Origin of the sequence: Chryseobacterium sp. AG844 (genome assembly GCF_003182335.1) — a bacterium.
Classification (GTDB): domain Bacteria; phylum Bacteroidota; class Bacteroidia; order Flavobacteriales; family Weeksellaceae; genus Chryseobacterium; species Chryseobacterium cupriresistens.
Window position 1 is genome coordinate 78,118 of record NZ_QGTV01000005.1, and the last position, 13,031, is coordinate 91,148.

Below are 13,031 nucleotides of genomic sequence, written 5' to 3' on the forward strand. Positions count from 1 at the left end.
CAGCTATTACCTGCTGCCTGCAACCTAAAACCTCCTACCTAACATAACTGATATTCCGGAGTAGACATCAGGTTGATGACAGTCATTTTTATACTCTTGTCTGAAAAATTACTTACAGAGTTCATATTGAGGCTTTGGGTATTCTGCAGAAGATAATCTTCACAGTTTTTATAGGCGAAAAGCTTTTCAATACGATCCCAGTCGATGGTGATATTAGGGTTTTTAAAGCTTTTATTTAATGCTGTTTCACGGGATTTCATTCCCATATCGATATCGTCATCCTGCCGCGGGCTGTATTCCAAAGGACGAAGTCCGGACCAGATCTGTGGAACCTGAAGTCTAAGCATCAGAGTAGAACTGTCAATCCAAGCCTTTCCATTCGGCCATCCCGATACATTGGGTGGATAAAGGAGCATTTGTCCCAATAATTTCTGATAAACGATGAGGTTTTCAGGGTTCTGAATATGCATTGGAAGGATTCGCATGATTCCTGCCATCAGTTCTATAGGTGATTTTATCCTGTTTCCGATATTCTTCTGATCATAAAACCAGGTGCTTGAAAATATCTCAGTCATCAGCTTTTTAATGTCATATCCTGAATGGTAGAAATTGGCGCTGAGTTGATTAACAATCTCCTGGTCCGGTTTTTCATTGACGAAGAATTTATAAATCTTTGTCGTAATAAATTGTGCTGTAGTTTTCTGTTCCAGAATAATATTGAGCACATCATTTCCGTCAAAGTTGCCTGTTTTTCCTAAAAAAGTTTTGCTGCCTTCATCATGGAGATTTTTTCTTTCTTTAAAATTCCCTTCTTTATCATAACTCCATCCTGTAAAAGCTCTGGCACCTTCTCTTACATCTTTTTCAGTGTAATTTCCTCTCCCCATGGTAAACAGTTCCATCACTTCACGGGCAAAATTCTCATTAGGATGGTCTTTTTTATTCTGTTGATTATTCAGAAAATTCAACATGGCAGGCGACTGGCTTACTTCAAAAAGCAGATCTCTGAAATTGCCGAGTGCATTTTTCCTGATTGTATTTAAAAGCTGTTTGTTGAACTTTGGATTGATCACTCTTGAAGCAAAATGTCCATGCCAGAAAAACGCCATCTTTTCCCTCATCTGCTCTTTGCTGTTAACGATGGAGTTTAGAAAATTCAGGTTCAGTTCGTTATTTTGTTCCCTGTTGATCCGCTGCATTTCTTTTTTCTTTTCCGCAGGAGCCATACTGTTCATATAATCTGCTGCCGAAACCGGATCGAGAGTATCATAAGTGATCTCGCTGAAGCTTTCTTCTTTAAATAATTCATTCATCAACGTTTTAATGTTTTTATTTTTCAAATCATCAATTTGATTAACGCCAACACCAAAACCTGCCCGCCAGAGAAGATGCTTGTTTTTTACTAATGAATCTGCCATCATGGAGAATTTATTTTTTGATCTAATTTCAGGAAAAAGGTTAAACTCATAACGGGTTAAGGATTGTTAATTTTGTTTTTTAGGCGGGAAGAAATGAAGCTGGAAGTTATGGTGTACAGGACGGAGAAATTTCTCTTTACTTTCATTATAACAGACGTGAGTTTTCATATAAGGATATATTACTTCCGGCTTCCATCTTCTTGTTTGCTTTCTTGTTGCTATAATTCACTTTTCGAGGTCAGTTTTTGATAAATTTTGTTAAACAAATATTTAATTTTTGTTAAAATTAAAGTATTGATATTCATTATTTTATAAATTTTATTAATGTTAAAATCAATTAGAAACCTTTGCTTGGCATGATTTTTACATCCTCTTGTTTAGTAAAATTTAAAAATTAGAGTTATGAAAATGTTTAAACAAGCAATAGTACTGGCTGGTATTTTAACAGCGGGTATCGCAAGCGCCCAAAGTGCTCAAATGAACAATATGATCAAGGTAGGTGCAAATGTTGGTTTAGCAGTTCCCGCAGATAATCTTTCCGCTGCAGTAGGAGTGGATGTAGCGTACCAGAATCTGATTACCCCAGGGTTTGGATTAGGTATTGCATCAGGATATACTCACTATTTTGGAAAAGAGAACAACGGATATAAAAACAATGATGTAGGAGTAGTTCCTGTAGCAGCTTTAATCAGAATTTATCCAAAACAAACCGGTTTCTATTTCGGAACTGACTTAGGATACGGATTCCTTGTGGGGGATAAAGCAGTGGCGTCAAACACCAATGTTGAAAGAGCTGGCGGAGGGTTCTACCTTAAACCGGAGATCGGATACCACAACAGAGACTGGAATTTCTTCGTACAATACCAAAAGGTTTTTGTAGGAACCAAGGGAGATTTGCCAGGTCAGGACTATAATGTGGGGAATATCGGAGTAGGATTCGGTTACAATATTCCATTAGGAAAGTAGTTAGATTTAATATATAAACAATTATTAACCAAAACCTTTTCACGAAAGTGAAAAGGTTTTTTTGTTCTGTGCAGGATTTACAAAAACAATTATTATATTTGGTAAAATTTGAGGTTATGATTCTGAATCCAAAATTTCCACTTTATTTACCAGGAGTAGAGAACAGTAATAATGATAGTGTTTCTATCATTGGAGCAAGTCTCCGTGAAGATATAACAATCTTAGGCTATTTTGTTTCCGGGAACGGAGGTCTTGAGATAAAAGTAGAAAATACATATGCAACCAAAGAATATGCTTCCTTTTCAGATATTTTAAAGAAGTTTATTCAGGATAATCAGCTTGAAAATGTAAAACGTCTGGGAATGGCTGTGCCAGGTCCTGTATTGGACGGGAAAAGCAGTCCTGCAAGACTAGGTTGGCATTTAGATATTGCCGAATATACCCGCGATTTCGGGTTTGAAAGAGTAGATATGCTGAATGACCTGGAGGCTTCTGCTTATGGAATGGCTCTTCTTGAAGATAATCATCTTGAAGCGATCTATACAAGCGGACACCTAGAAAAAGGAAATGTAGCAGTTCTGGCTCCCGGAAACGGATTAGGAGAAGCCGGATATTTCTTTGACGGAAAATACCTGAGACCTTTCGCAACAGAGGGAGGGCACTCAGAATTTTCACCAAGAACCAACGTAGAAGTTGAATTTTACCAGTTCTTAAATAATATCTATGGTATTGTAAGCTGGGAAAATGTATTATCCAAGTCAGGACTATTCAATATTTACAGATTCCTGAGAGATGTGAAAAGACATCCGGAACCGGAATGGTTAGGAGAACGTCTTGCGCAGGGGAATTTTGTAGAAGAACTTTATAAAGCGGCTGTTGAGGAAAATGTACTGATCTGCAGAATCGCTTTGGATACCTTCCTTGAGTTCCTGGCTAGAGAGGCCAATAACTTAACATTAAAGTTAAAAGCTACCGGAGGATTACTGATTGCCGGCGATATTCCACAGATGATCGCAGAATATATCGACAAGGGGAAATTCTATGAGAAATTCAAGATCAGTGATAAAATGGAGGAAATGCTTAAAAACATTCCAATCTATCTGGTCAAGCAAAACCACACTGCATTAAATGGTATAGCACTTTATACGGCTTACTATCAGGTATAAAACAAAGCTCCGAAGAAATTCGGAGTTTTTTTATGGGATGATATTATTCATGAAAATTATAAATTTTATTGATATACATCAATGAAATCTATTGAATAAGATACCTACCTTTGTATTGTTAAATAAGTAAACAACTCTATTCAATGAAAAAAATATTTTTATTAGCAGTTTTAGCCGGAGGTTTAGCGTTCGGACAGTCAAAAAAAGTAGTAGCATCTGATGTACACTGGTGGGGATACAAAGTAGCAAAATCTGAGGCCAGCTCTCACGACGGTACTGTAAAAGTGAAGTCCGGAGATATGGTAATGAAAGGAAACCAATTGGTAGGCGGAAGCTTCGTATTGGATATGACTACTATCAACTCTACTGACCTTACAGGAGAATACCAACAGAAATTAAACGGACATCTTAAGAATGGTGACTTCTTTGAGGTTGAAAAATTCCCAACAGCAACGTTCAAAATTACAGGAGTAAAGAAAAACAATGATAAAATCTACAATTCTCTTGTAACAGGAAACCTTACTGTAAAAGGAAAAACCAGCCCAATCTCTTTCCCTGCGAAGATTTCTTACAGCAAAGGGGTGGTAAGTTTAGTATCCAACAAATTCTCTTTCGACAGACAGAAGTTTGATGTAGCTTACAAGTCTACGATGCAGGACGTTTTTGTGAAAGATGATATTGATATGCTTGTAAAGGTAACTGCTCAATAAATTAATCAAAAAAAGATTATTAAAAGTGTAGAAGTTCTACACTTTTTTTTATTTTTGTTGAATTGTAAATAAAAAAGAATGAAAAGATTACTATTGTTTGCTATGGTGTGCGCAAGCATGTCATTTGTTTCTGCCCAGAAGAAATTTGATAAAGTGTCAAAAGTGACTTCATCAGAGATCAGATGGTGGGGGTATAAAGTGGTAAAAACTGAAGAAACTTCCCACTCAGGAACAGTAAAGCTGAAAAGTGGAAAATTTAACTTTGACCATACGGTCCTGGTGGATGGAGAGTTTATTATCGATATGAGAAGTATGATGGCGGGAGATGTTTCTGATGAGGATCAGATTAAGCTTACCAACGATCTGAAAAGCTCAAACTTTTTTGAAGTAAAAAAATTCCCCATTGCAAAATTCCATTTGACTAAAATTATTCCTTTGGCAAACAGTGAATACAATTCTACAGTGTACGGTGACCTTACCCTTAAAGGAGTAAGAAAAACAATTTCTTTCCCAGCGAATGTATACGTTACCCAGTTCACAACTTCTATTGAATCTGCGAAGTTCTCCCTAAACAGAAGAGACTTTAAAGTATTCTATCAGTCTTCATTGAAAGATTATTTCATTAAAAACGAAATGGATATTCAGTTCAAAGTTTCTACAGAAATGCTGGATAACGAGAATAGAATTCCGAAAAAGAAAAAGTAAAATATATTCTATTGATACAGAAGAGCAGTTCGTGAGAATTGCTCTTTTTTAATGCTGTTAAATCAAGGGAGCATTCCTTTATTTCTGTATTTTTTATAAATTAGTGGTATGAAAATTTATATCGTAAGCGGTCTGGGAGCAGACTTTAAAGTCCTTGAAAGAATAGAGTTTCCCAAACACTGTGAATTGATTTTTATAGACTGGCTTATTCCCGAAAAAAATGAGCCTTTCGATGCCTATGTCAAAAGAATGGCAGAGAAAGTGGATGATTCAGAACCATTCTGCCTGTTGGGGTATTCTTTCGGAGGAATCATTGTTCAGGAAATTAATCAATTGAAACCTGCAGAAAAGGTGGTGATCCTTGGAAGTATAAAATCCGATAAGGAAAAATCCAGATTCATCAGGACAGGCGAGGTTACAAAAATTCCAAGAATACTTCCTGTAGGTTTATTCAACGATAAAGCAGCCAACGTATATGCTGTGATCCGAAAGCTTTTTGATCCTAAAAATCCGAAACTCCTTCAATATTTTAAAGTAAGAGATCCTTATTACCTCAAATGGTCCGTAGAAAAAGTTTCCGAATGGAAATTTGAAGAGAATCCCAATGTCATTCAGATATTAGGTGATAAAGACATTGTTTTTCCCATCCGCTATTCAAATCCGAATTATGTGGTGAAAGGAGGAACACATCTTTTTCCGGCCACTAAATCCAAAGAAGTTTCCAAAATACTGTCAGAGATTTTTTCTGAAAAAACTGAAAAAGTTCCAGATTGAATATTTTTTTAGGGGTGTTTGGTTTAAAAGTGTAGTTTTTATAGAATTTATATTTAAATTTGATAGGGTTAAATATAAATTTTATGAAAGTAGGATTAAAATGGATCATTTCATTCTCTGTTATAGCAATCGTTGCCATTGGTGGCTTATTCTGGAATCCGGCCGCCGATATTCCTGATACAAGGGAATTTTTAAGTGAAGATAAAATTGTCGGTGCTGATGTTGCCTGGATTCTGGCCGCGGCAGGACTTGTTTTGCTCATGACGCCAGGACTTTCCTTTTTTTACGGAGGAATGGTCGGAAGGAAAAATGTAATTTCTACCATGCTGCAGAGTTTTATTGCCTTAGGCGTTATCTCCATGGTGTGGGTAGTCGTAGGCTTTTCTTTATCTTTCGGTGAATCTATCGGGATTACAATAGCCGGAAAGCATTACGGTATCATTGGAAATCCGCTCAGTTATCCCTTTTTTAGCGGGGTAGGAAATCTACCTCATAAACTGATGGCTCCCACGATTCCTTTTATTCTTTTTGCCTTGTTTCAGATGAAATTTGCTGTTATTACTCCGGCAATTATTACCGGATCTTTTGCAGAAAGGGTTCGTTTTATATCTTATTTATTGTTCATTGTTCTTTTCAGTATATTTATTTATACGCCGCTTTGTCATATGGTGTGGCATCCTGAGGGGCTTTTAAACAAATATTTCGGGGTAAAAGACTTTGCAGGAGGAACTGTTGTGCATATGAGTGCTGGTTTTGCTGCACTTGCCGGAGCTTTGGTGGTAGGAAACAGGAAGAATCCTCATCATGAGCCGTCCAATATTCCGTATGTGCTTCTGGGAACAGGAATGCTGTGGTTCGGATGGTTCGGATTTAATGCCGGATCTGCTTTGAGTGCTTCTGCATCTGCGGCTACCGCTTTTGGAACAACTACAATAGCATCTGCTTCGGCGATGATGACCTGGATCTTTTTTGACAGAATCAATGGGAGAAGTGTATCGGCTTTAGGAGCCTGTATTGGAGCTGTAGTAGGATTGGTGGCAATAACTCCCGGATGTGGTTTTGTAAGCATTCAGGAAAGCCTTTTTATCGGATTTATCACAGCAATCGTGTCCAATCTGATGGTGAACTGGAAGGTTTTAAAGAAAGTAGATGATACCCTCGATGTTTTTGCCTGCCATGGAGTAGGAGGGATTATGGGAATGATTCTTACCGCCATTTTTGCTCATGGTGAAAAAGCAAGTCTGCTTCATGGTGGAATTGATGTTTTTCTTCATCATATGGCAGCCCTTGTTTTGGTTTCTGTTTTTACTTTTTTAGGTTCATTAATTTTATATAAACTTACAGATTCCATGATCACCTTAAGAGTTTCTGAAGAGTCTGAAAATAAAGGGCTTGATCTTTCGCAGCATGAAGAATGCCTGCAATAGCTTTTATATTGTGATGATATGTTGATATCATTAAAAATTTGAATGTATATTTCAGGATTTATCATGTATCTTTGTTTCTGAGGAAAATGACGAATCATTTATGGAATCAATATCGGTTTTTGAAATTATTAAAGTAGGAATAGGTCCGTCCAGTTCACACACGATGGGACCCTGGAACGCAGCAGCAGCATTTATCAGGATTATAAAAAGAGAAAGATCAATAGAAGAAGTTAAAGAGGTTTTTCTTGAATTCTTTGGCTCACTCGCAAAAACGGGAATCGGGCACGGAACTGATATTGCGGGAATGCTTGGGTTGAATGGAGAGGATTTTAAAACGATCAATACTTCAAAAATTGATGAAAAGATAGATTATATCAAGAGTACTCAAACCATTAACCTTGGTGGTGAAAAGGTAATTCCGTTTATCTACGGACATCATTTGATTTTAAACATGAAAAAGAGCCTTGATTTTCATCCGAACGGAATGATCTTCAGAGCTGTTTTCGAAGACGGAACAGAACTTGTGCAGGATTTTTATTCTGTAGGAGGTGGTTTCATTGCCAGCCAGGAAAAAAACTCTATTCAGAAGCAGTGTGTACGTACACTGTATCCGTGTCATAAAGCTTCAGATATTGCAAAATACTGTGAAAAGCTGGGATTTGATAAAATGTCAGATTTGATTTTCATGAATGAAGAAAGCTGGAGAACCCAGGATGAAACTAGGCAGGAAGCACTTTATATCTGGCAGCAGATCAAAGAATGTATCTACAAAGGTGTCAATAAGGAGGGAGTTCTTCCTGGCGGACTGAATGTTTCCAGAAGAGCCGCAGGAATCAACAGAAAGCTGCTCGGAGATAAAATCTATAAAAACAAAGACGAATGGTTCCAGCAGGTGGTAGACGCTGAAGAGAACTTTACAAATATCAACAAATGGATTGCCTGCTTTGCACTGGCAGTGAATGAAGAGAATGCAAGCTTCGGAAGAATTATTACCGCACCTACCAATGGCGCAAGTGGAGTTATTCCGGCGGTATTGATGTACTCTCAGGCATTTACCCCATTTACGAGTGAGGAGGATATTATAAGATTCTTGCTTGTAGCGGGAGAAATCGGGACCTTATTCAAGAAAAATGCAACCATTTCTGCAGCAATGGGAGGATGTCAGGCGGAAATCGGAGTATCTTCTGCAATGGCAGCAGCCGGACTTACAGAAATCTTAGGAGGAAGTGTAGGACAGGTATTGATGGCGGCAGAAATTGCGATGGAACATCACCTTGGATTAACCTGCGATCCAATTAAAGGGCTGGTACAGATTCCATGTATTGAAAGGAATACGATGGGCGCGATGAAAGCCATTACGGCAGCCAATATTGCACTGGAAAGTGATCCCACGAAAGCAAAAGTAACATTGGATGAAGTGATTCTGACCATGTGGGAAACCGCTCAGTCGATGAGTGACCGTTTTAAAGAAACTTCGGAAGGCGGACTGGCCATTGCAGTCAACGTTCCGGAATGTTAATAGAAATCATTTTATTTCAAAATACAAAACCCTTAGCCACTATGACTAAGGGTTTCTTAATAAAATAAAAGTAAAAACCGTCGGGCTTTTAGTATCGTATAAGGATTTTTATCTTAAAATTCCTCTGATTCTGTTGGCGTTGGAAATCAACTCTTCCAGATATTCATAGTTTTCTTTTTCAAGCGCAGATTTGAATTTTCTGAGCTGAGTGATATGTTCGTTCAGCACATCAAGCACATTTTCTTTGTTTTGTTTAAAGATAGGAACCCACATTTCCGGATGCGACTTGGCAAGACGTACGGTACTTGAAAAACCGGAACTGGCAAGCTGGAAAATCGTTTCTTCTTCACGTTCTTTTTCCAATACGGTGTTGGCAAGGGCGTAAGATGTAATATGGGAGATATGGGAAATATAAGCGGTATGAACATCATGATCTTCTGCATTCATATAAATCATGTGCATATCGAGAGCATTGACTACTTTTTCAACGGTAGCAAGAGCATCGTCAGCCGATTCTTCTTTGTTGCATATGACACCAGCTTTTCCCGAGAAACTCTCTGCAATAGCGGATTTCGGACCATTGTTTTCCGTTCCCCACATCGGGTGGAACGCTACAAATCTTGACCGTTTCGGATGGTTTTTTACCGCATGTAAAATGCCTGCTTTGGTGGAGCCTGCATCCATTACCGTCTGCTGGTCAGACACAAGATCCAGAACAGAAGGCAATAGTTTTCGTGCAGCATCTACAGGAATAGCAAGAATAATCAGATCCGAATTTTTAATTCCATGTTCAAGATCTACTCCCGCATCAATGATTTTAAGTTCCAGTGCGTCACTGATATGCTGTGTATTGTTATCGATTCCGTAGATGAAGCTGGCCAGGTTTTTCTCTCTTAATTTCAAAGCCATCGAACCTCCGATTAATCCTACTCCAATAATACTTATTTTCATCTTTTTACATTTTTTAAAATAAAAAAACCTCGTCCCTAGGACGAGGTTTTAAATTATATTCATAAGAATCCCTATCCCAGAGCTGAGGTAAAAATTCTATAATAATATGTTCCGTTGTTAAAAATCACAGAGCAAAGGTATAAATATTTTTTTAATGAGACGAAATTTTCTTTTCTAAATTGTATAGGGATTAATAGTTTGTGTAAGCTTCATATTTTAGCAAGTTCTTTTGTGGGGAAATCTGAGAGGTATATTATTCAGATTTTATCCTGCTTTTGTGAACATATCCTTTTTTACCTTCTTTAGAAACCACTAACCACCAATCTCCGTTTTGGTCTAAAACTTCAACTTCTTCACCTGTGTTGATTTTTTCCAGGATTTGGGAAGAAGAGTTTTTCTCTTTCCTTAGATTGGTAAAACCATCACTATCCTGAATGTAAAAGTTTGTTTTATTTTGACTTTTTTCTACTCTACATTTTTTCGCTCTTACATTTTCTTCAGGAATGGGTATTATTTTATCAGTCCATCCGGATTTCTGGATATCAATATTTTGGGGAACATCGCAAATATATTTTACTGCATCCTGTGAAATATCTGACATTGTTTTATAGATAATATTTTTAAGAAGCCAGGTGTTATTATTTAGGATAATATGATATTCTTTTTCATAATATCCGCGGTCAGGGAAGGATGTTTTTATAGTGAACCCTTTATTTCCCGATATTGGAAGGATATCATTGATAACATTACCTCCATCCTCAGAGAAGTTTCTTGTTTCCAGTGCTAATGTATATTTACCTTGCTTATCCCCCAAAAAGATAAATAAATTTTCTCCTTGATAAGGTTTGTTACTTACAATTTTGTCAGAGATTCCATCCTTGTTGACATCAAAGGTTTTTATGAAATAATCTTCATTATCGATGTAGGTTTCGAATGAGCTTCTTTTAGTTTCAGCTGATGGCTGTCGAAGCTTTACAATACCTTTGTTTTTATGTTGGGAAGAGCAGGTGAAACCGAGTGTTAAAGCAATAAACAGGAATATATTTTTCATTAAATTTACTTTGAAGGTTTTAAAATCAGTAGGCTTAATTTCTTTATTTATTCAATACTATAAACTCTATTTATATTGGGTTTTCCGTCTGGGTTAATATTAGTTTTTTTTCAGCAATTACAGAATAAGTTTTTCATCATTTGCTTTCAGAATTATTCTAATTAGTTTTTTTTATTGAAAATTCCTTTATCATTTAAATAGTACAATTCTGTTAATTTTTTAGTGCTATTTTTTTCGGAATAAATAGAAACTTCATAGTTTTCATTGATAGAAAATACCTTAACTTCTTCGCCATCTCCATTGCTATTACTTATTTCCAAACCATCTATTAATTTACCATTTTGTGTTGTAATTAGATACATTAATTCACTATCTCCACTAATATTGCTTATGATATATAAGTCATAGTTACCGTTCGATGGAAGTTTGGCCATAGCATCTATACCTAACTGATATTTTTGTTTGCCTCTAATTGGATTTTAGTCCCAATATCTTTATAATCAAATGGTAGCAGTTGTTTTGATACTGAGTTTTTCTGAGTGTTTTCTATCTTACTTTCTCTTTGCAATATACATTCATCAGGACTATAAAATAGTCCTTGTGGAGACTTAATAACTTTCCATTTTAAAGTACCGTCATTATTAATGATAATTTCTGCTTTTCCCTTATCATTTTGACTACTGAAAAAACTATAAAAATCAACAATAATTTTTCCTCTATTTACAGTTCCTTTAACATTATATTCTATGTCATTTTCACAATCTATTTTCCCACCACTATTTGCAATTGCACAATATTGAGCTTTTATATTACTATCAGTTTGAATTATATTTAATGTAAACATTTCTTCAGGGACAGTTGAATTTTGATCCTTTTTAACATATTTCCATTTCCCTGATATATCAATAAAATTTTTATCAGATACTTTTATTATTGAATCTTTTAAATTTATTTTATCACCATTAATGGCTTTCGAATTATTCTCTTTACAGCTTAAAAAGAAAGATATAAGAGGTAATAAAGTTAAAAAGGGTTTCATCATTTAGTTTTATTTATTCTTTTTCTAATTCCTGCCAATCTTTATTTATAAATCTCTTACTTTTTATAAAATATTTTTTATTCTCATTTTTTAAGTAAAAGTCATCGATATCATCTTGATCACATTTTCCTTTTGCATGTAAAATATTATCCTCGTTAATTAAACGATATTCTCCTTCACACCAATAATCTTCCACATTTTTTGCTCCAATACTTAAAATTGCTTTTTGGTTCGATTCGACCGTTATTGAATAAAGAATATTTGTTTCATTATTATCAAATTGACTGATGGCTTTGGTTGAAATTTTATAAGAGCCTTTCCAATCATTATTGCTAGTTGTAAATTCTGTATTTTTAATACTTTGATTGTCAGTTGTATTGCTGTCAATATTTTTTGTTTCAGTTTCTTTTTTTACTGTTTTCTCTTCTAGCTTCTTTGAACATGAGAGAAATATAATTAATAATAGAATTGAAAAGGTTTTTATCATTGTGTTTTATTTATAAGTTTTTTATTCAATTTCATTTCCATATAATGAAAGTTTATTGAAAAAATCACTGTTCAAATTCTCTATATATATGTTTTGAAGTTCTGAAGCCCAACCGGATGTTTCTTCTTTTTTACCATCAAAAGATGATGTAGAATAAAACTTTCCGGTAATAAAATTAAATGATTTTGAATAATTTTTTTACCTTTTTTATAGCTTAAATCATATCCGATAACCTGTATTTTTTTGTTCTTATTATCAAATCTAAACTTCATTTTTTCAATTACATTTTTTTTCTCGCCGGAAATATTAGGCTTTGTAACTTGGTCTGCATAATCTACTCTAATGGTAATAATTTTATTATTAATAATAGGATCACTTAAATAATAATCAGCTTCAGTATTGTTATATAGAATACTATTGTTTAATATAGGGATTTCAACCGTTTTGTTTAATGAAGATAAGTCGATTGATAGTATAAAACTAGATAGTTCCGTATTTTGTTTTGCCTTAATTATAGCTTTATCTTTAATATGATCATCATCAAAATATGGTGTTTCATATTGTGTTTCATTGGTGTCCATAGCCCTCACATTGTTCTCTTTACAGCTTAAAAAGAAAGATATAAGAGGTAATAAAGTTAAAAAGGGTTTCATCATTTGATCAAGTTATTTATTCAGATTTTATTCTACTTTTATGAACATATCCTTTTTTACCTGCCTTAGAAACCACTAACCACCAATCTCCGTTTTGGTCTAAAACTTCAACTTCTTCACCTGTGTTGATTTTTTCCAGGATTTGGGAAGAAGAGTTTTTCTCCT

At 35.3% G+C, this 13,031-nt stretch carries 15 protein-coding genes; 7 read left to right on the top strand and 8 right to left on the bottom strand.

Going from position 1 to position 13,031, the window contains the following annotated elements:
• Nucleotides 1-38: 38 nt before the first annotated feature.
• Nucleotides 39-1,418: a DUF1800 family protein gene (locus DEU40_RS07215; RefSeq protein ID WP_228406461.1), complete on the bottom strand. Its 1,380-nt coding sequence runs from the start codon at nucleotides 1,416-1,418 to the stop codon at nucleotides 39-41.
• Between the two features lie 402 nt (nucleotides 1,419-1,820).
• On the opposite strand from DEU40_RS07215, the gene DEU40_RS07220 reads away from it, so the two are divergent.
• The 7 genes from DEU40_RS07220 to DEU40_RS07250 all read left to right on the top strand — a co-directional run bounded on the left by DEU40_RS07220 (nucleotide 1,821) and on the right by DEU40_RS07250 (nucleotide 8,685).
• On the top strand, nucleotides 1,821-2,384 hold the full coding sequence (locus DEU40_RS07220) for a hypothetical protein (RefSeq protein ID WP_062671310.1): 564 nt from the start codon (nucleotides 1,821-1,823) through the stop codon (nucleotides 2,382-2,384).
• A 116-nt stretch (nucleotides 2,385-2,500) separates the two neighbouring features.
• Entirely contained in the window at nucleotides 2,501-3,550 is a 1,050-nt protein-coding gene (locus DEU40_RS07225) for a glucokinase (RefSeq protein WP_110009214.1), read from the top strand.
• Nucleotides 3,551-3,693: 143 nt separating this feature from the next.
• Nucleotides 3,694-4,260, top strand: a complete 567-nt coding sequence (locus DEU40_RS07230) for a YceI family protein (protein ID WP_110009215.1) — start codon at nucleotides 3,694-3,696, stop codon at nucleotides 4,258-4,260.
• A gap of 78 nt (nucleotides 4,261-4,338) precedes the next feature.
• Complete coding sequence (locus DEU40_RS07235) at nucleotides 4,339-4,965, top strand: YceI family protein (protein ID WP_110009216.1); 627 nt, start codon at nucleotides 4,339-4,341, stop codon at nucleotides 4,963-4,965.
• 108 nt (nucleotides 4,966-5,073) lie between these two features.
• Complete coding sequence (locus tag DEU40_RS07240) at nucleotides 5,074-5,739, top strand: alpha/beta hydrolase (protein ID WP_110009217.1); 666 nt, start codon at nucleotides 5,074-5,076, stop codon at nucleotides 5,737-5,739.
• A gap of 83 nt (nucleotides 5,740-5,822) precedes the next feature.
• The gene (locus DEU40_RS07245) at nucleotides 5,823-7,166 is read left to right on the top strand and encodes an ammonium transporter (protein WP_110009218.1); all 1,344 of its coding nucleotides are present in this window, start codon (nucleotides 5,823-5,825) and stop codon (nucleotides 7,164-7,166) included.
• A 100-nt stretch (nucleotides 7,167-7,266) separates the two neighbouring features.
• Nucleotides 7,267-8,685, top strand: a complete 1,419-nt coding sequence (locus DEU40_RS07250) for an L-serine ammonia-lyase (RefSeq protein WP_110009219.1) — start codon at nucleotides 7,267-7,269, stop codon at nucleotides 8,683-8,685.
• Between the two features lie 108 nt (nucleotides 8,686-8,793).
• Here the strand turns inward: DEU40_RS07250 and DEU40_RS07255 are convergent, their stop codons facing one another.
• The 7 genes from DEU40_RS07255 to DEU40_RS22840 all read right to left on the bottom strand — a co-directional run.
• Nucleotides 8,794-9,636 (bottom strand): prephenate dehydrogenase, encoded by an 843-nt coding sequence (locus DEU40_RS07255; protein WP_110009220.1) that lies wholly within the window; start codon nucleotides 9,634-9,636, stop codon nucleotides 8,794-8,796.
• A gap of 253 nt (nucleotides 9,637-9,889) precedes the next feature.
• On the bottom strand, nucleotides 9,890-10,687 hold the full coding sequence (locus DEU40_RS07260) for an SH3 domain-containing protein (RefSeq protein ID WP_110009221.1): 798 nt from the start codon (nucleotides 10,685-10,687) through the stop codon (nucleotides 9,890-9,892).
• Nucleotides 10,688-10,848: 161 nt separating this feature from the next.
• A complete protein-coding gene (locus DEU40_RS07265) occupies nucleotides 10,849-11,121 on the bottom strand; it encodes a hypothetical protein (protein WP_110009222.1) in 273 nt (90 codons plus the stop codon).
• Nucleotides 11,122-11,132: 11 nt separating this feature from the next.
• The gene (locus DEU40_RS07270) at nucleotides 11,133-11,729 is read right to left on the bottom strand and encodes a hypothetical protein (protein WP_110009223.1); all 597 of its coding nucleotides are present in this window, start codon (nucleotides 11,727-11,729) and stop codon (nucleotides 11,133-11,135) included.
• Nucleotides 11,730-11,739: 10 nt separating this feature from the next.
• Nucleotides 11,740-12,213 (bottom strand): hypothetical protein, encoded by a 474-nt coding sequence (locus DEU40_RS07275; protein WP_110009224.1) that lies wholly within the window; start codon nucleotides 12,211-12,213, stop codon nucleotides 11,740-11,742.
• Nucleotides 12,214-12,293: 80 nt separating this feature from the next.
• Complete coding sequence (locus tag DEU40_RS07280) at nucleotides 12,294-12,869, bottom strand: hypothetical protein (protein ID WP_137905917.1); 576 nt, start codon at nucleotides 12,867-12,869, stop codon at nucleotides 12,294-12,296.
• 13 nt (nucleotides 12,870-12,882) lie between these two features.
• Nucleotides 12,883-13,031 (bottom strand): SH3 domain-containing protein (locus DEU40_RS22840; protein WP_146207836.1); only part of this gene is annotated, 149 nt, incomplete at its 5' end.